The following is a 15,447-nucleotide window of genomic DNA, read 5'->3' on the forward strand; positions in this document are numbered from 1 at the left end:
CGACCAGGGGGCAGTCCCCGCGCGCGGGCGCTTGGCTTGCGCCCCAAGGTGCCCTTAGTCCAGGGCCTCCCGAACCCTCCTGGCCGCCTGGAGGAGCTCTTCCAGGGGGCGCACCAGGGCGAGGCGCACCCACCCCCTGCCCCCCGGCCCGAACCCCTGCCCCGGGGCCAGGGCCACCCCCCGTTCCACCAGGCTCAGGGCGAACTCCAGGTCGTCCACCCCCTGGGGCAGGCGGCCCCAGAGGTACATGGTGGCCCTGGGGGGGAGGACCTCGAGGGCCCCCTCCAGGGCCTCGGCCATCCCCAAGGCCCGTTCCCGGTAGACCCGGGCGAAGCCGCGGGTCACCTCCCGGGGGGTCTTCAGGGCCGCCACCCCCATGCGCAGGATGCCTGCGTACTGGTTGAAATCGATGACCCCCTTGACCCGCTCCAGCCGCGCCATGGCCTCCTCGTTCCCCAGGGCGAAGCCCAGGCGGAAGCCCGCCAGGTTGTAGCTCTTGGAGAGGGAGAAGAGCTCCACCACCCGCTCCTTGCCTCCAGGGAGGGCCAAGGGGGAGGGAGCCTCCCCCTCGTAGACCTGGTCCACGTAGGGGTTGTCGTGGACCAGCCAGAGGCCGTGCCTCCTGGCCAGGCCCAGGGCCTCCTCAAAGTAGCCCCAGTCCGCCACCGCCCCCGTGGGGTTGTTGGGGTAGTTGAGGAGGAGGACCTTGGCCTCCCGCCAGATGGCTTCCGGCACCTTCGCCAGGTCGGCGAGGCCGTCTTCGCGCAAGGGGATGAGGTGGGTCCTCAAGGAGGCCACCCGGGCGGCACCGAAGTGGCTGGGGTAGGCCACCTCGGGCAGGAGGAGGAGGTCATGGGGCTCGGTGAGGGCCAGGAGGAGGTGGGCCAGGCCCTCCTGGCTGCCGATGAGGGCCAGGGCCTCCCGCCTGGGGTCCAGGCGCGCCCCGTAGCGGCCCTCGTACCAGCGGGAGGCCTCTTCCAGGAAGGGCAGGGTGCAGCTTTTCAGGCAGTAGCCGTAGGTGCTGGGGTCGGAAAGGGCCTCCCTAAGGACCCTTAGAGGTTCTTCCGGGGGGAGCAGGTCCGTGGAGCCGATGGAGAGGTCGAGGAGGCGGACTCCCTTCTCCCGGGCCCGCCGCTTGGCCTCGTCCACCACCAGGAAGACGGAGGCTTCCGGCACCCTACTCATGGTGCCCCTCCCGCCAGGGCTTGCCCGTGAGGAGGCTCAGGGCGTGGGGCAGCACGGGGAGCACCGCCTCCAGGGACTCCCGGGCCCCCTTGGGGCTTCCCGGTAGGTTCAGGATGAGGCTTTTCCCCCGCACCCCCGCCACGCCCCGGGAAAGGGCGGCCATGGGGGTCTTCTCCAAACCCCTGAGGCGCATGAGCTCGGCAAGGCCCGGCACCTCCCGTTCCAAAAGCTCCCGGGTGGCCTCGGGGGTCCGGTCCCTGGGGCTTAGCCCCGTGCCCCCGTTGGTAAGGATGAGGTCCAGCCCCTCCCGGTCGGCCCAAAGCCGCAGCACCTTCTTGATCAGGGGGGGCTCGTCGGGGACCATCTCGTAGGCCGCTACCTCAAAAGGCCCCCCCTTAAGGACCTCGCGGAGGGCCAGGTGGGTGGTGTCCTCCCGCTCCCCGCGGAAGCCCTTGTCGGACACGGTCAGGATGCCCACGCGGAACATTTGCCCCAAGCTTACCCGTTGGCCCACACCCGGCGCAAAAGGGCCCGGGTGTAGGCCAGGGTGGCCTCCAGCGCCCCCTTGTCCAGGCGGGCGAAGGTGTCCGTGGGCCAGTGCCAGTCGGGGGGAACCCCCCCTTGCAGGCGGATGAGGCTGAGGCAGGGTACGCCCCTTTGGGTCAGGGGAAGGGTGTCAAAGTAGGCCAGGCGGTAGCGGAGGGGCTTGGCCCCTGGGGTTTTGCGGGCCGCCTCGAGGAGGGCCCCCCGGTAGGGGTGGTAGAGGAGCATCCCCTCCCCTTCCGCGTAGAAGAGCTCCCCCTGGCCCACGTTGTCCAGGTTGAGGACCAGGGCCCCCGGGGGCAGGTGGGGGAGGAGGGCCTTGGCCCCCAGGGCCCCCACCTCCTCGCATCCCGTCAGGGCCAGGCCGAGGCGCCACCCCTCGGGAGGCTCCGTCTCCAGGAAGAGGGCGGTGGCCACCGCCACCCCGCTCCCGTTGTCGTTGCCCCCCTCCACGTAGGGGGCGGAAAGCTCCCGGTGGAGGAGGAGGGCGGCCTGGAGGAGGAAGTAGAGGCCCAGGGGCCACTTCAGGGGGGTAAGGGCAAGAAGGGGGGACAGGAAGGCCAGGAAGGCGTTCAGGAGGAAGTTGGCCCGGAAGAGGCGCACCCTTTTGGGGTGGTAGAGGAAGAAGGTCTTGGCGGTGTCCACGTGGGCCAGGAGGACCAGGGCTTTCTCCCCCTGTCCCTTCCAGGCCAGGAGGTTCTGCGAGGGGTGGCGGTCCAGGAGGAAGCCCCAGGGCCGCCAGCCATTGAAGTAGAGGAAGAAGCCCAAAGCCCCCAGGAGGGGGAGCACGGGGGAAACCGGAGCGAGCCCCAGGAGGAGGCTGATGAGGAGGAGCTCCGGGCCGTAGCTCCGCACGCCCCGGAAGGGGACCACCCGGACGGGGACCCCCTGGCCCTCCAGGAAGGCCTTCAGGCGCTGGGAAGCCTGGGCCTCGAGGGGCGTAGCGCTCCCCCGGTGGGGAAGGTGGAGGAAGCCGAGCACCGCTTTCAGGTGGTCCACGCTCCCAGCATAATGGGTCCATGTGGGCCTTCCCCGAGCGCTTTGTGGGGCGGTACGTAGCCCTAGAACCCTTGGGCCTCGCCCACCTGCCGGAGTTCCTGGCCCAGTTCGACCCCGAGGTCTTCCGCTTCCTGAGTCGCGGTCCCAAGGAGGCAGACGAGGCGGGCCTGCGGGCCCACCTCCAGGCCCTCCTCGCCGAGCCCGGGCGGGTGAACTGGGCCATCCGCCCCCGACCCGCCCTGCGCGCCCGCTGCCCGGGCCCTCTGCCCGACCTGACAGGGCGCATCTCTGTGATCGCCCCCGAGCCCGAGAACCGCAAGCTGGAGATCGGCACCATGCTCTTCCGCCCCTTCTGGGGCACCCCAGCCAACAAGGAGGCCAAGTACCTCCTCCTCCGCCACGCCTTCGAGGTCCTCGGGGCGGAGCGGGTGCAGTTCAGGGTGGACCGGAGGAACGAGCGGAGCCAAAGGGCCCTGGAGTCCTTGGGGGCGGTGCGGGAGGGGGTCTTGCGCAAAAACCGCCGGCTTCCCGACGGCACCTTCCGGGACGACGTGGTCTTTAGCCTCCTGCGGGAGGAGTGGCCCGGGGTGAGGGATAGGCTGGAGGAGCGCCTCTATGGAGGCCCGGGAGGCCCTTAGCCTCCTGGTCCTCCTCCTCACCTACCTGGGCCTGGCCCTGGGGGGGCTGCCCGGGTACCGCATGAACCGGGCGGGGGTAGCCCTGGTGGGGGCGAGCTTTTTGGTGCTCCTGGGGGTGCTGGACCTGGGGGAGGCCTGGGCCGCCCTGGACGCCAAGACCCTCACCTTCCTCTTCGGGGTCATGGTCCTGAACGCCCACCTGGGCTACGCGGGCTTCTTCGGCCTGGCGGCGGAAGGCCTCCTCCGCCTGGCCCGGACCCCCCTGGCCCTCCTGGTCCTCCTCACCTTCGGGGCGGGGATCCTCTCCGCCCTCTTCCTCAACGACACCATGGCCCTCCTCCTCACCCCCCTCCTCCTCTCCATCGCCCGGGGCCTAGGGCTCAACCCCCTGCCCTACCTCCTCGCCCTCATGGGGGCGGTGAACACCGGAAGCCTCATGACCCCCACGGGCAACCCCCAGAACATCGTGGTGGCAAGCCTCTCGGGCCTCTCCTACCTGGGCTTTGTGCAGGCCCTCTGGCTCCCCGCCCTCCTGGGCCTCCTCCTCCAGGTCCTCCTCCTGGCCCTCCTCTACCCCGAGGTGCGCTCCCTGAGGCCCCTTCCCCCCCTGCCTCCCTTGCGCTACCGCCTGCACCGCCCCCTCCTGCGGAAGGGGCTTCTCGTGGCCCTTGGGCTCCTTCTGGCCTTCCTCCTGGGCTACCCCATGGCCCAGGGGGCCTTGGTGGCCGCGGGGCTTCTCCTCTTCACCCGTAGGCTCCGCTCCGAGCGCTACTTCCTGCGGGTGGACTGGGAGCTTCTGGTGATGTTCGGGGGGCTTTTCGTGGTCACCGAGGGGGTGCGGCGGCTGGGGCTGGTGGAAGCCCTCCTGCCCCTGGCCCAAAGCCCCCTGGGGCTCCTCCTGGCTGCCACCCTCCTCTCCCTCCTGGTCTCCAACGTGCCCGCCGTGCTGCTCCTCGCCCCCTTGGTGGGGGAGGAGCGGGGCTGGCTCCTCCTGGCGGGGGGAAGCACCCTGGCGGGGAACCTCACCCTCCTGGCCAGCGTGGCCAACCTGATCGTGGCCGAAGGAGGGGTCCGGGAAGGGGTGCGGGTGGGCTTCCTGGAGCACCTCCGCTTCGGCCTGCCCCTCACCCTCCTGACCCTGGCCCTCCTCTACCTTCTCCTCGCCCCCTAGACCCGCACCCCCGGCAGGCCCCAGCCCGGGTAGGCGTAGAAGCGGCCCCGCTCCCCCGCCAAGTAGTCCAGCAGGGGTTCCTGCAGGGGGCGGTGGCTCCCGAGCCGGGCCGCCACCTCCTCGGGGGTGAAGAAGCGGGCCTCCACGATGTGGCCGTCGGGGTCCCGGGGGTTCAGGAGCCCCTCGTAGCTGGCCCGGAAGGCCAAGGCCAGGGTGCGCTCGTCCTTGCGGCGGTCCTCCACCTGGATGGCGTAGGCCAGGTGCTCGATGGCCTTCACCTTCAGGCCCGTTTCCTCCCGCACCTCCCGCACCAGGGCCTCCAGCACCGTCTCCCCCGGCTCCACCGTTCCCCCGGGCAGGGTGTAGCGCACCTGGCCCCGCCGCCCCCAGTCGTTGCCCACCAGGAGGACCCGCCCCTGGCGGTCCAGGAGGATGGCCGCCACCACCAGGATCTCCCGGCGCATCACGCTTCCGTCATGGCCTCCAGCTGGCGCTCCTGGTCGGCCCGCCGGAGGGCCTCCAGGAGGGGCTGGAGGTGCCCGGAGAGGACGCCCTCGAGGTCGTGGGTGGTGAAGCCGATGCGGTGGTCCGTGACCCGGGACTGGGGGAAGTTGTAGGTGCGGATCTTCTCCGAGCGCTCCCCGGTGCCGATCTGGGCCAGGCGGGTCTGGCGGAGCCTCTCCGCTTCCTCCGCCCGCCGCATCTCCAGGAGGCGGCTACGCAGGACCATGAGGGCCTTCTCCCGGTTCTTGATCTGGCTCCGCGACTCCTGGCAAGTGACGGTGATCCCCGTGGGCAGGTGCACCACCCGCACGGCGCTGTCCGTGGTGTTCACCCCCTGGCCCCCAGGCCCCGAGGCCCGCATCACGTCGATGCGGATCTCGTCCAGGTTGAGCTGGAAGTCGGACTCCTCCGCCTTGGGCAAGACGGCCACCGTGGCGGTGGAGGTGTGGATGCGCCCCTGGGTCTCCGTGGCGGGCACCCGCTGCACCCGGTGGACCCCGCTTTCGTACTTGAAGGTGCCGTAGGCCCCCTCGCCCCGCACCTCCACGACCACCTTGGCGAACCCCCCCAGATCCGTGGGGTTAGCGTCCAGGATCTCCGCTTCGTAGCCCATCTCCTCGGCGAAGCGCAGGTACATCTCCAGGAGGTCGCGGGCGAAGAGGGCCGCCTCCTCCCCCCCGGTGCCCGCGCGGATCTCCAGGATGGCGTCCCGCGCGTCCAGGGGGTCTTTGGGGAGGAGGTAACGCTCCAGCTGGCGCTCCAGCTCCCCCTTCCGGGCCAGGAGGGCTTCCCTTTCCGCCCTGGCCACCTCCTTGAGCTCGGGGTCTTCCAGGAGGCCCTCCACCCCCTCCAGGTCCTGGAGCACCTTGCGGTACTCCCGGATGAGGGCGATCACCTCCCCCATCTCCGCGTAGCGCCGGGAGAGGGCCTGGTAGCGCTTGGGGTCCTTGAGGACCTCGGGATCAGCGAGGCGCGCCTCCAACTCCCGGTGCTCCTCCTCTAGGCGGGCGAGCTTGTCCAGCATACCTCCTTTCAGGATACGCCAGGGTGGGCTTGACGGGAAGTTTAGGTTAGCCTAAAATTGGGGTTATGGAAGCCCACGTCCTCTACGCCCTCCTGGCCGGGCTCTTCACCTGGGCCTTCACCGCCTTGGGGGCGGCCCTGGTCTTCCTGGTGCGCAACCCCAACCAGCGCTTCCTGGACGGGATGTTGGGCCTGGCCGCCGGGGCCATGCTGGCGGCGAGCTTCTTCGGCCTTCTGGCCCCCGCCCTGGAGAGCGCGGAGGAGAGCTGGGGCGGGTTGGCCTGGGTGCCCGTGGGCCTGGGCTTTTTGGCCGGGGCCCTCCTGGTGGTCCTCCTGGACCGCTACGCCGTGGGCCTCCGCCTCTTCCGGCCCCTGGTGCGCTCCCTGGGGGAGCGAGGCAACCGCCGCCTGGCCCTCCTCCTGGTCCTGGCCATCGCCATGCACAACCTCCCCGAGGGGCTCGGCCTGGGGGTGGCCTTCGGGGCCGCCGCCTTAGGCCTCAGCGAGGCCATCACCCTGGGCGGGGCCATCGCCCTGGCCCTGGCCATCGGCCTGCACAACGTCCCCGAGGGAATGGCGGTGGCCTTTCCCCTGCGCCGGGAGGGGGCCAGGCCCGCGGTGGCGTGGTTTTACGGCCAGCTCTCGGCCATCGTGGAGCCCATCGGCGCGGTGCTGGGAGCCCTGCTGGTGGCCGCGGTGGTGCCCAGCCTCCCCTACCTCTTGGCCTTGGCCGCCGGGGTGATGGTCTTCGTGGTGGTGGAGGAGATCATCCCCTCGGCCCAGGGCAACGGGAGCAAGCGCCTCGCCACCTGGATGGCGGTGGCCGGCTTCCTCCTGATCATGGCCCTGGACCTCACCCTGGAGGGCTGAGGCCCCTCCCCCATCCCCTTCCCCGGGCCCTTAGGGCGGGGCAGCGTCAGAACCCCCGCAGGAGGGCCCGGAGGTCGGCCACCACCCGGTCGGTGGCCTCGACCTTGTCGGGGCTATAGAGGAGGGTGAGCCTGCCCTCCCGGACCACGAAGGTGGTGGCGGTGTGGTCCACCTGGTAGTCCAGGGGTCCCCGGTACTGGGTTTTCTGGTAGTAGACCCCAAAGCGCTGGGCCACCTCGCGGATGGCCTCGGGGGTTCCCGAGAGGCCCAAAAAGCGCTCGTGGAAGGCCTCGGCGTAGCGCTGGGCGATCTCGGGGGTGTCCCGCTCGGGGTCCACGCTGATGAAGACCACCTGGACCCGCTCCTGCTCCTGGGGGCTCAGGGCCTGGTAGGCCCGCCTGAGGGCCAGCATGGTGGTGGGGCAGACGTCGGGGCAGTGGACGAAGCCGAAGAAGATGGGGACCACCTTGTCCTCCAGGTCGGCGAGGCGCACGGGGCCCCCCGCGCCCTCTAGGGTGAAGTCCACGGGGCGGGGGTTCAGGAGACGGGTGCCGTAAAAGGTGGGGGAACCCTTGGGAAGCAGGAGGTAGGCCACGGCCACCAGGGCCAGAAGGGCGAGCATGGGCCAAAGCGCTTTCCGCCTCATCGCATCTCCACGGGAAGGACCACCCTAAGCCGGGTGCCGTCCTGGAACTTGAGGACGATCTCCACCCTTTCTCCCGCCTGCAGGGGGCGCCTGAGACCCTCCAGCATCAGGTGGTAGCGCCCGGGGCGGAACTCCACCCGCCCCCCTGGGGGGATGTCCAGGTGGGGCAGGGGGCGCATCCCCAGGACCACGTGCCCCCCCCGGTGCTCCCGGTGCTCCTGGTGGATGGAAACCCGCTCGGCCACCGGGGTCTCCCCCCCCACCAGGCGCAAGGGGGCCCTGCCCCGGTTCTCCAGGGTGAGGTAGGCGGCGGTATCCCGCACCACGGGGGGGACCAGACGCACCCAGCCCCCTGTGGCCACGGGCTGGGCCGCGGCCATGGCCAGGAGGGCGAGGAGGGGGAAGAAGAGGGGCCTCACACCCTCAGGGTAGCAGGGGGGGTGGGACAAATGTACTTTCCCCCAGGGGGGCCTTCCCGAAAGTACGAATGTCCCTGGCCCCGGACCTACCCTGAGGAGGATGCGACCCTTCTGGGGCCTTCTCCCTCTCCTGGCCGTCTTTGGCCTGGCCGCCCCCGAGCTGCGCCTCCAAGGGGAGGTGGAAGGCCCCCTGGTCCTCACCACCCCCGGCCTCCAGGTGGAAGGGGAGGGGGCGGTGCTCCGGGGCAGGGAGGGCCACACCCTCGCCCTCCTGGCCCCCGGGATCCGGGTGCGGGGCCTCAAGGTGGTGGGGGCGGGGCCGGAGGACGACTTCTTCGAACCCGACGCCGCCATCTACCTCCAGGGGTGCGAGGGGTGCCTGGTGGAGGGGGTGGTGGTGGAGGGGGCCCCCACGGCGGTGCGGATGGAGGACTCCCCAGGGGCGGTGATCCGCGACCTGAAGGCGGTGGGCCTGGGGGAGTCCCCCGGGGTCCTGGTCTACAGCAGCCCGGGGGCGCGGGTAGAGGGGAGCCACCTCCAGGGTTTTGTGGAGGGGATCTACGTGGAGTACAGCCCGGGGATGGTCATCCGGGACAACCTCCTGGAGGGCAACGGCCGCTACGGTTTCCACGTGATGTTCTCCTGGGAAGTGGTGGTGGAGGGTAACCGGAGCCTCCACAACGGCATCGGCAACGCGGTGATGCACGGGGCGCAGAACCGGGTGGTGGGGAACCTCCTCCTGGGCCACCGCGCCCCCGTGGCCTACGGCCTCCTCCTCCAGGACGAAAGGGGGAGCGTGGCCGAGGCCAACCGCTTCCTGGGCAACACCCTCGGCCTGGTGCTCATGGACGCCGAGGGGGTGCGGGTGGCGGGGAACGGCTTTGCGGAAAACGGCACCGCCTTGCGGATCACCCGGGAGCGGGGGGGGAATTCGGCCTCCGTGGAGGGGAACGCCTTCTTGGGCAACCTCTACGACCTCCTGGTGGACGACCCCGAGGCCAAGGTCGAGGTGCGGGGCAACCGCTACGACCGGGCCTCAGGCCTCCCCGTCCCCCACCTGCCCACGGGCTCCTTTGCCCTGCTCCTCGCCCGGCAGCCGGAGCTTTCCCTCTTCGCCCTCTCCCCGGGGGTGATCCTCTGGGAGGGGGTGGAGGGGCAGGTGCCGGGGTTGCGGACGGTGGCCCTGGCCGACCCCGCGGCCGAGAGGCTGCCGCGGGAAGCTCCCCTGGCGGGGCCCTGGCTCGCCCTCGGGCTTTTGGGAGGCTGGCTGTGGTGGCGGCTCAGGGCCTGAGGAAGGCGGGGCGGCTCCTCGGGGTGAGCCTCGAGGTCCGAGGGGGGGTGGTGGGCCTCCTGGGCCCCAACGGGGCGGGGAAAAGCACCCTCCTCGCCCTCCTCGCCGGGCGCCTCCGGCCCGACGGCGGGGAGGCCCGGCTCCTGGGCTATCCCCCCCGCGACCCCCGGGCCCTCCCCCTTAGGGCCTACCTCCCGCAAAGCCCCAGGCTTTTCCCCCATCTCAAGGCCCGCGAGGTCCTGGAAGGGGCGAGGCGGGCCAAGGGCTTGGGCCGGGAGGCCCTGGAGGAGGCGGCGGGGCGCATGGGGCTGGAGGGGCTCCTGCACCGGCCCGTGGGCCTCCTCTCCGGGGGGCAGCGCCAGCGCCTGGCCCTGGCGGCGGCCCTTATGGGGGACCCCCCCATCTGGCTCCTGGACGAGCCCACCGCCGCCTTGGACCCCAGGGGGCGGGAGCGGTTCTGGGCCTGGGTGGAGGCCAAGCGGGAGGGGGTGGTCCTCCTAGCCCTGCACCACGTGGAGGAGGCCCGGCGGGCGGACCGGCTGGCGCTCCTGCGGGGCGGGCAGCTGGTGGAAGAGGGCCCCCCCGAACTGGTTTTGGGCCCTGGGGACGAGCGCGTCCCTTGGCTGATGGAGGTGCTCTATGAGGAACCGGCGTGAGGTGCTCAAGGTTCTAGGGGGCCTGGTCCTGGCGGGGCCCGCCTTGGCCCAGCATGGGGGCCACGGCCACGGGGGGATAGCCTCCCCTCGGGGGGGGAGCCTGGTTTCCGCCAGGACCACCCCCTGGGAGGACGGGCGGTGCGCCTTCTGCGACATGCCCCTCAAGACCCCCGAGGGGCAGTGGCGGGGGCGCACCTTCCCCCAGGGCTTCTTCGAGCAGACCTACAGCCAGATCGCCTTTGAGCGGCCCCGTCCTGCTCCCCACGACCCCAAGCAGACCGTGGAGGCCCTGCACTTCGAGAGCATCGCCTGCATGGTGAACTACGCCTGGGTCCACGGCCTTGGGGACGGGGAGGGGGCCACCTTCCACGTGACCGACCGGGGGGGCTACGACCCCGCCCGGCCCCAGGAGACGGCCCGCCTGGTGCCCGCCCGCCAGGCCACCTTCTACTGGGGGGAGCGGATGATGGTGGTGATGAACGCCAGGCTGGTGGCCTTCGCCGACCCTGCCCAGGCCCGGGCGTTTGCGGAGCGGCACCGGGAGGCCCACGGCCGCCAGCGGCTCCTGGACTTCCAGACCCTCCTGGACCTGGCCCCTCTGCCGGAGATGAACCTGGTGGCCCTCCTGGCCCGGCACGCGGGGCTTCTGGAGGAAGGGGAAGGGCACCACGGGCACTAGGCCATGCGGCGACGCGAGCTTCTCCTCGGCCTTTTAGGGGTGGCCTTTCTGGGCCGGGCCCTGGCCGCCCCCCGGGCCCTTAGGGTGGGGGTGGAGGCCTGCCCCTACTGCTTCATGACCGTTCTGGACGCCCGCCACGCCGCCCAGGCGGTGAATCCCCAGGGGCGGGCCTTCTTCTACGACGACCCCGCCTGCCTCCTGGACCAGCTGAACGGCTGGGGGGGGCCCTCCCTCAGCGCCCGGGAGGTCTACCTGGCGGACTTCGGGGGGAGCACCCGCACCGCCCCCCGCTGGGTGGCCGCAGAAAGGGCCCTCCTCTACCACCACCCCCGGATCCGGACCCCCATGGGCTCGGGCCTCCTGGTCTTCGCCGACAGGCAGGCCCTGGCAGAGCACCTCCGGGCCCGGCCCGAGCGGGCGGGGGGGCGGGTCCTCACCTGGGTGGAGGCCCTGAAGGAGGGGGAGGGGCGCACCTGGGTGCCCGCCGACTTCCTCCCCCCACCCCCCAAGGTCCCATGACCGCCCTCTTCCTGAAGGAGGTCTGGCGCAACCCTTGGGCCCTGGGCCCCCTGGTCCTACCCCCCCTCCTGGCCCTGGGCTTCCTGGGCCGGGGGGAGGGGGTGGGGCTGGTGGGGCTGTACTCCGGGCTCCTCCTCCTCCTCCCCCCCCTGGTCCTGGCCCTGGGGGTGCCCCTATTGGCCTCGAGGGAGGAGTGGGCCTTCCTCCTGGGCCTGCCCCTCCGCCCCTTCCGGGGGTTCTTGCTGGGGGCGCTGGGGGTTTTCCTGGGCCTCGGTCTGCCCCTGGCCCTGGGCCTCCTGCTGGGGGCGGGGGTCTTGGGGCTTTCCGGGAAGGCCCTCCTCTGGCTCCTCCTCTCGGGGACAGGGGTGCTGGCCTTCTGGCTGGGGCTTGCCGCCCTGCTTTCCGCCCTCCTCCTGGAGGAAAGGCGGGTCTTGGGCCTGGGTTTCGCCCTCTTCGGCCTGCTGAACGTCCTCTACGGCCCCCTGGTGGTGGCCCTGGCGGTGCGCCTCAAGGACTACCCCCTGGAGGGCTTCTTCACCCTGGCCCTCCTCCTGAACCCCCAGGAGACCCACCGGGTGGGGCTCCTTGCGGGCCTGGACGCCCCGGTGCTCACCGGGCCCGTGGGCTACCTGGTGGCGGAAAGGCTGGGGGAGGTGGGACCCCTCTTGGGGTTCGCCCACCTCTCCCTCCTCGCTCTGGCCTTGGCGCTTCTCGGCGGCCTGGTCTTCGCCCGGCGGGACCGGTAGGATGGGACCTGTGGAGATCCTGCTCACCACCTTGGACGAGGTGCCCGGCCACCGGGTGGTCCAGGTGCTGGGGGTGGTCAAGGGCAGCGCGGTGCGGGCCAAGCACCTGGGTAAGGACCTCCTGGCGGGCCTCCGAACCCTGGTGGGAGGGGAGATCCCCGAGTACGCGGAGATGCTGAGGGAAGCCCGGGAGGAGGCGGAAAGGCGGCTGCTGGAGGAGGCCCGGCGGCTTGGGGCCCACGCCGTGCTGGGGGTGCGCTACGCCACCGCGGGGGTCATGGCGGGGGCGGCGGAGATCCTGGCCTACGGCACCGCCGTGCGCCTAGAAGCCCTGAGGGAGCGCCCCTAGTGCGGCTTGCCGCCTTTTTCCTCGCCCTCCCTTTCTTCCTGCAGCTCCTGGGCTTCGGGGAAACCCCCCTGGGCGGGGGGCTTTGCGGGGACATGTTCGCCGGGAGGGACCTGCCCCTGGACCAGCAGCCCGCGGGCTTCTGGTACGGGGTCCTCTTCATGTTCCTCCTGGCGGCCCAGCTGGGCTACGGGCTCTCCCTTCTTCTCCTCCCCCTCTTGGAGGTGCGCCTGGGCCCGGGGTGGCTCCGGGTGGGGCGGGGCCTGGTGGGCACCCTCCTTCTCCTCTTCCTCCTCACCCGCACCACCGGCCTGCCCACCCCGGGGCCCGTGGGCTGGCGGCTGGAGCCCGCCCCCCTGGACCCCCTAAGCCTCCTCCTGGTGGGCCTCTCCCTCCTCGGCGGCCTCCTCCTGCGGGAGAATAGGGGGCATGGAACGGCTGCTTGAGGTGATGCGCCGCCTGCGGGGCCCTGGAGGGTGCCCTTGGGACCGGGCCCAGACCCACGAGAGCCTGGTGCCCTACCTCCTGGAGGAAGCCTCCGAGGCCGCGGACGCCCTCCTCCGGGGAAACCCGGCGGAGATGGCCGAGGAGCTGGGGGACGTGCTCCTGCAGGTGGCCTTCCACAGCGTCATCGCCGAGGAGGAGGGGCGTTTCACCTACGGGGACGTGGAGCGCCGCATCGTGGAGAAGCTCATCCGCCGCCACCCCCACGTGTTCGGCGGGGCCAAGGCGGACACCCCGGAGGAGGTGAAGGGGCGCTGGGAGGCCCTGAAGGCGGAGGAAGGGAAAAGGGAAGCCCCTTGCGGCCTGCCCAAAACCCTCCCCACCCTCCTCCGGGCCTACGAGCTGCAGAAGAAGGGGGTGGAAAAGGGGAGTGAGGCGGGGTTGAGGGCCGCGCTGGAGCGGGGGGACCTGGAGGAGGCGCTTTGGCAGCTGGTAGGGCTTTTCGCCGAGCGGGGCCTGGACCCCGAGAGCGCCTTAAGAAGGCGCTCCCTCAGGGCCTGCCGGGAGGGCTAGCCCTCCCCGAGGGCTTCCGCCTGGCGGCGGTGGCCGTGCCCCTCCTGGGGGAAAGCCTCCTCTTTACCCGGCGGAGCCCCCACCTCCCCACCCACGCGGGGCAGGTGAGCTTCCCCGGGGGGGTGGTGGAGCCGGGGGAGACGCCCGTGGAGGCGGCCCTGCGGGAGGCGGCGGAGGAGGTGGGCCTTTCGGGGCTGGAACCTTTGGGCTTCCTCTCCTCCACCCTCTCCCCCCAGGGCTTCCTGGTCCAGCCGGTGGTGGTCTACCGGGAAGACCTCCCCCCCCTAAGGCCCAGCCCGGAGGAGGTGGCCGAGGTCCTCCTGGCCCCCCTCGAGGAGCTCCTGGGGGTGGCCCCCTGGAGCGAGGTGCGCCTGGGCCGCACGGTGTGGCACTTCCCCTGGCGGGGGGTGGACATCTGGGGGGTGACGGGGAATATCCTGAAGGAGTTCCTGGAGGTGTGGCGTGGAGCGCATCGGGATTCTCTTGGCGGACCTCTTTGACGAGCGGGAGTTCCTCTACCCCTACTACCGGGTGCAGGAGGCGGGGTACCGGCCCCTGGTCATAGGGCCGGAGGCCAGGGAGTACCGGGCCAAGTCGGGCTTTGCCTGGAAGGCGGATCTGAGCGCCAAGGAGGCCCCGGAGCTTGGGGGCCTCCTCATCCCCGGGGGCTTCGCCCCGGACTACCTGCGCCGGAGCCCGGAGGTGCTCTCCCTGGTGCGGCGGGTGGCGGGGGAGGGGAAGCCCCTCGGGGCCATCTGCCACGCGGGCTGGGTCTTGATCAGTGCCGGGCTCGTGCGAGGAAGGCGGGTCACGGGCTTCCGCTCCATCCGGGACGACCTCACAAACGCCGGGGGGCTTTACCGGGAAGAGGGGGTGGTGGTGGACGGAAACCTGGTCACCGCCCAGGGCCCCCAGGACCTCCCCGGGTTCATGCGGGCTTTTCTGGAGCTTCTCCAGGGGTGAAGCGGGTCCCCGCCTCCCCGGAAAGCACCCGTCCCAGCACACCCCGCTCCCCCTTGGCGATGGCCGCCCAGGGGGCCCCGGCCGCCAAGGCCCTGAGGGCCGCCGCCACCTTGGGGAGCATCCCCCCCCGGACCACCCCCCGGGCCTTCAGGGCCTCCACCCCCTCGGGGGTCAGGCGGGGGAGGCGGGTCCTGGGGTCCTGGGGGTCCTCCAGAACCCCCTCCACATCGGTGAGGAAGACGGCAGGCCACCGGAGGGCCCCGGCCACCGCCCCCGCGGCGGTGTCCGCGTTCACGTTCAGCGGGCCCGCCTCGTCCAGGGCGATGGGGGCGAGGAGGGGGGTGTAGCCCCCCGCCAGCAGGTCCAGGAGGAGCCCGGCCTCAACCCCCACCACCTCCCCCACCCGGCCCAGCCCCGGGAGGGCCTGGCCCCGGAGGCAAAGGGCGTCCCGGCCCGAGAGGGCCACCGCCTTCCTTCCCCTTCGGGAAAGCCCCTCCGCCAGGCGCTTGCCCGTGAGGTAGAGGGCCATCTCCACCGCCTCCAGCTGCTCCTCGGGGGTAACCCTGAGCCCTTCCACGAAGCGGCTTTGGAAGCCGAGCCGCTCCAGGAGGGCCCCGATCTCCGGGCCGCCCCCGTGGACCAGGACCAGGGGGCCGGGGTAGCCCGAAAGCTCGTCCAGCAGGGCTTCGGCCCCCCTTAGGCTTCCTCCCACCTTCACCAAGAGCGCTTCACTCAAGGTAGACCACCTCCTCGGGCAGGCCTTCCTCCTCCTCGGCCTCGAGGAGGTCCAGGAAGCCCAAGGCGGCGTGGTCGGGGTGGAGGCCGAAGGGGGCCGCCAGGGCCCGGACGGCGCTCAGGGGGGGCATGGCCTGGGCCGCCTCCAGCAGGGGGAGGAGGTCCTCGGGGCCCCACAGGGCCTCCCCCAGCTCCGGACCCCGCCTCAGCTCCGCCCGCACCCGGCCCCCTTCCGCCAGGAGGAAGAGGAGGTCCTCCTCCGCCAGGACCAAAAAGGCCAGGGCCCGCCCCAAGCGGGAGAGTTCCCGCAAAAACCCCCGGATGGCCCCCGGGTCCTCCTGGGCCTCGAGGGCCTCGTGGTAGAGGCTCACCCACGGGGGATCCGGGACCAGGTACACCCCCGCGCCCCCCGCGCGGGCGCGGGCGAAGGCCAGGGCCTCCTCCAGGGGGGCCTCGGCGTGGAAGGAGAGGAAGCTCCGCACCACGCCCTATACTAG

Annotated in this window: 22 protein-coding genes; 13 read left to right on the top strand and 9 right to left on the bottom strand. The window is 71.8% G+C overall.

Annotation, left to right across the window (positions count from 1 at the left end; genetic code table 11):
* Positions 1-54 precede the first annotated feature (54 nt).
* From ETP66_RS08320 to ETP66_RS08330, 3 genes are read right to left on the bottom strand one after another with little or no spacing between them, the layout of a single operon-like run.
* Positions 55-1,185 (bottom strand): aminotransferase class I/II-fold pyridoxal phosphate-dependent enzyme, encoded by a 1,131-nt coding sequence (locus ETP66_RS08320; protein WP_130842177.1) that lies wholly within the window; start codon positions 1,183-1,185, stop codon positions 55-57.
* On the bottom strand, positions 1,178-1,672 hold the full coding sequence (locus ETP66_RS08325) for a MogA/MoaB family molybdenum cofactor biosynthesis protein (protein WP_130842178.1): 495 nt from the start codon (positions 1,670-1,672) through the stop codon (positions 1,178-1,180). The genes ETP66_RS08320 and ETP66_RS08325 overlap by 8 nt, the downstream gene beginning before the upstream one ends.
* Before the next feature lie 11 nt (positions 1,673-1,683).
* Complete coding sequence (locus ETP66_RS08330; RefSeq protein ID WP_130842179.1) at positions 1,684-2,727, bottom strand: M28 family peptidase; 1,044 nt, start codon at positions 2,725-2,727, stop codon at positions 1,684-1,686.
* A 20-nt stretch (positions 2,728-2,747) separates the two neighbouring features.
* Between ETP66_RS08330 and ETP66_RS08335 the strand changes: the two genes are divergently transcribed.
* Positions 2,748-3,365 (top strand): GNAT family N-acetyltransferase, encoded by a 618-nt coding sequence (locus tag ETP66_RS08335; RefSeq protein WP_130842180.1) that lies wholly within the window; start codon positions 2,748-2,750, stop codon positions 3,363-3,365.
* Positions 3,343-4,536, top strand: coding sequence for an SLC13 family permease (locus ETP66_RS08340; protein ID WP_130842181.1), 1,194 nt, complete (start codon positions 3,343-3,345; stop codon positions 4,534-4,536). Before ETP66_RS08335 ends, ETP66_RS08340 begins: the two co-directional genes overlap by 23 nt.
* Here ETP66_RS08340 and ETP66_RS08345 read toward each other — a convergent pair.
* Both ETP66_RS08345 and prfA read right to left on the bottom strand, forming a co-directional pair.
* On the bottom strand, positions 4,533-5,000 hold the full coding sequence (locus ETP66_RS08345; protein ID WP_130842182.1) for an NUDIX hydrolase: 468 nt from the start codon (positions 4,998-5,000) through the stop codon (positions 4,533-4,535). The two genes, ETP66_RS08340 and ETP66_RS08345, sit on opposite strands and share 4 nt — an antisense overlap.
* Positions 5,000-6,064 (bottom strand): peptide chain release factor 1, encoded by a 1,065-nt coding sequence (gene prfA, locus ETP66_RS08350; RefSeq protein ID WP_130842183.1) that lies wholly within the window; start codon positions 6,062-6,064, stop codon positions 5,000-5,002. Before prfA ends, ETP66_RS08345 begins: the two co-directional genes overlap by 1 nt.
* 65 nt (positions 6,065-6,129) lie before the next feature.
* Between prfA and ETP66_RS08355 the strand changes: the two genes are divergently transcribed.
* On the top strand, positions 6,130-6,933 hold the full coding sequence (locus ETP66_RS08355; protein ID WP_130842184.1) for a ZIP family metal transporter: 804 nt from the start codon (positions 6,130-6,132) through the stop codon (positions 6,931-6,933).
* Positions 6,934-6,979: 46 nt separating this feature from the next.
* On the opposite strand, the gene ETP66_RS08360 is transcribed toward ETP66_RS08355, so the two are convergent.
* Both ETP66_RS08360 and ETP66_RS08365 read right to left on the bottom strand, forming a co-directional pair.
* Positions 6,980-7,579: an SCO family protein gene (locus ETP66_RS08360; RefSeq protein ID WP_130842185.1), complete on the bottom strand. Its 600-nt coding sequence runs from the start codon at positions 7,577-7,579 to the stop codon at positions 6,980-6,982.
* Positions 7,576-7,959: a copper chaperone PCu(A)C gene (locus ETP66_RS08365; RefSeq protein WP_201738514.1), complete on the bottom strand. Its 384-nt coding sequence runs from the start codon at positions 7,957-7,959 to the stop codon at positions 7,576-7,578. The genes ETP66_RS08360 and ETP66_RS08365 overlap by 4 nt, the downstream gene beginning before the upstream one ends.
* A 139-nt stretch (positions 7,960-8,098) precedes the next feature.
* Here ETP66_RS08365 and ETP66_RS08370 point away from each other — a divergent pair, with 139 nt between their 5' ends.
* Genes ETP66_RS08370 through ETP66_RS08415 form a run of 10 tightly spaced genes read left to right on the top strand, consistent with a single transcriptional unit; the run spans position 8,099 to position 14,215 of the window.
* A complete protein-coding gene (locus ETP66_RS08370; RefSeq protein ID WP_130842187.1) occupies positions 8,099-9,289 on the top strand; it encodes a right-handed parallel beta-helix repeat-containing protein in 1,191 nt (396 codons plus the stop codon).
* On the top strand, positions 9,268-9,945 hold the full coding sequence (locus tag ETP66_RS08375) for an ABC transporter ATP-binding protein (protein WP_236630168.1): 678 nt from the start codon (positions 9,268-9,270) through the stop codon (positions 9,943-9,945). Before ETP66_RS08370 ends, ETP66_RS08375 begins: the two co-directional genes overlap by 22 nt.
* Positions 9,929-10,624 carry a nitrous oxide reductase accessory protein NosL gene (locus tag ETP66_RS12415; RefSeq protein WP_130842188.1) on the top strand — a complete coding sequence of 232 codons (696 nt, stop codon included), beginning with the start codon at positions 9,929-9,931 and terminating at the stop codon, positions 10,622-10,624. The genes ETP66_RS08375 and ETP66_RS12415 overlap by 17 nt, the downstream gene beginning before the upstream one ends.
* A gap of 3 nt (positions 10,625-10,627) precedes the next feature.
* Positions 10,628-11,143, top strand: a complete 516-nt coding sequence (locus ETP66_RS08385) for a nitrous oxide reductase accessory protein NosL (RefSeq protein ID WP_130842189.1) — start codon at positions 10,628-10,630, stop codon at positions 11,141-11,143.
* Entirely contained in the window at positions 11,140-11,889 is a 750-nt protein-coding gene (locus ETP66_RS08390) for a hypothetical protein (protein ID WP_130842190.1), read from the top strand. Before ETP66_RS08385 ends, ETP66_RS08390 begins: the two co-directional genes overlap by 4 nt.
* A gap of 1 nt (position 11,890) precedes the next feature.
* Positions 11,891-12,238, top strand: coding sequence for a YbjQ family protein (locus ETP66_RS08395; protein ID WP_130842191.1), 348 nt, complete (start codon positions 11,891-11,893; stop codon positions 12,236-12,238).
* Positions 12,238-12,681 (top strand): hypothetical protein, encoded by a 444-nt coding sequence (locus ETP66_RS08400; protein WP_130842192.1) that lies wholly within the window; start codon positions 12,238-12,240, stop codon positions 12,679-12,681. The genes ETP66_RS08395 and ETP66_RS08400 overlap by 1 nt, the downstream gene beginning before the upstream one ends.
* Positions 12,656-13,252, top strand: a complete 597-nt coding sequence (locus ETP66_RS08405) for a MazG family protein (RefSeq protein WP_130842193.1) — start codon at positions 12,656-12,658, stop codon at positions 13,250-13,252. The genes ETP66_RS08400 and ETP66_RS08405 overlap by 26 nt, the downstream gene beginning before the upstream one ends.
* A 29-nt stretch (positions 13,253-13,281) precedes the next feature.
* On the top strand, positions 13,282-13,752 hold the full coding sequence (locus tag ETP66_RS08410; protein WP_130842194.1) for an NUDIX hydrolase: 471 nt from the start codon (positions 13,282-13,284) through the stop codon (positions 13,750-13,752).
* Positions 13,715-14,215, top strand: coding sequence for a type 1 glutamine amidotransferase domain-containing protein (locus ETP66_RS08415; RefSeq protein WP_130842195.1), 501 nt, complete (start codon positions 13,715-13,717; stop codon positions 14,213-14,215). The genes ETP66_RS08410 and ETP66_RS08415 overlap by 38 nt, the downstream gene beginning before the upstream one ends.
* On the opposite strand, the gene argB is transcribed toward ETP66_RS08415, so the two are convergent.
* Together argB and ETP66_RS08425 are read right to left on the bottom strand one after the other, a co-directional pair.
* Positions 14,181-14,951, bottom strand: a complete 771-nt coding sequence (argB, locus tag ETP66_RS08420) for an acetylglutamate kinase (protein WP_130842196.1) — start codon at positions 14,949-14,951, stop codon at positions 14,181-14,183. The genes ETP66_RS08415 and argB overlap by 35 nt on opposite strands.
* Positions 14,944-15,435, bottom strand: a complete 492-nt coding sequence (locus ETP66_RS08425) for a hypothetical protein (RefSeq protein ID WP_130842197.1) — start codon at positions 15,433-15,435, stop codon at positions 14,944-14,946. Before ETP66_RS08425 ends, argB begins: the two co-directional genes overlap by 8 nt.
* Positions 15,436-15,447 lie beyond the last annotated feature (12 nt).

The organism is Thermus thermamylovorans (genome assembly GCF_004307015.1).
In the GTDB taxonomy this organism is placed as follows: Bacteria; Deinococcota; Deinococci; order Deinococcales; family Thermaceae; genus Thermus; species Thermus thermamylovorans.

Bases quoted from the DNA above. Each gene is read 5' to 3' on its own strand.
- ETP66_RS08320 (WP_130842177.1), bottom strand. From the start codon at position 1,185: ATGAGTAGGGTGCCGGAAGCCTCCGTCTTCCTGGTGGTGGACGAGGCC.
- ETP66_RS08385 (WP_130842189.1), top strand. From the start codon at position 10,628: ATGCGGCGACGCGAGCTTCTCCTCGGCCTTTTAGGGGTGGCCTTTCTG.
- prfA (WP_130842183.1), bottom strand. From the start codon at position 6,064: ATGCTGGACAAGCTCGCCCGCCTAGAGGAGGAGCACCGGGAGTTGGAG.
- ETP66_RS08335 (WP_130842180.1), top strand. From the start codon at position 2,748: ATGTGGGCCTTCCCCGAGCGCTTTGTGGGGCGGTACGTAGCCCTAGAA.
- ETP66_RS08360 (WP_130842185.1), bottom strand. From the start codon at position 7,579: ATGAGGCGGAAAGCGCTTTGGCCCATGCTCGCCCTTCTGGCCCTGGTG.
- ETP66_RS08325 (WP_130842178.1), bottom strand. From the start codon at position 1,672: ATGTTCCGCGTGGGCATCCTGACCGTGTCCGACAAGGGCTTCCGCGGG.
- ETP66_RS08345 (WP_130842182.1), bottom strand. From the start codon at position 5,000: ATGCGCCGGGAGATCCTGGTGGTGGCGGCCATCCTCCTGGACCGCCAG.
- ETP66_RS08365 (WP_201738514.1), bottom strand. From the start codon at position 7,959: ATGGCCGCGGCCCAGCCCGTGGCCACAGGGGGCTGGGTGCGTCTGGTC.
- ETP66_RS12415 (WP_130842188.1), top strand. From the start codon at position 9,929: ATGAGGAACCGGCGTGAGGTGCTCAAGGTTCTAGGGGGCCTGGTCCTG.
- ETP66_RS08370 (WP_130842187.1), top strand. From the start codon at position 8,099: ATGCGACCCTTCTGGGGCCTTCTCCCTCTCCTGGCCGTCTTTGGCCTG.
- ETP66_RS08390 (WP_130842190.1), top strand. From the start codon at position 11,140: ATGACCGCCCTCTTCCTGAAGGAGGTCTGGCGCAACCCTTGGGCCCTG.
- ETP66_RS08355 (WP_130842184.1), top strand. From the start codon at position 6,130: ATGGAAGCCCACGTCCTCTACGCCCTCCTGGCCGGGCTCTTCACCTGG.
- ETP66_RS08340 (WP_130842181.1), top strand. From the start codon at position 3,343: ATGGAGGCCCGGGAGGCCCTTAGCCTCCTGGTCCTCCTCCTCACCTAC.
- ETP66_RS08395 (WP_130842191.1), top strand. From the start codon at position 11,891: ATGGGACCTGTGGAGATCCTGCTCACCACCTTGGACGAGGTGCCCGGC.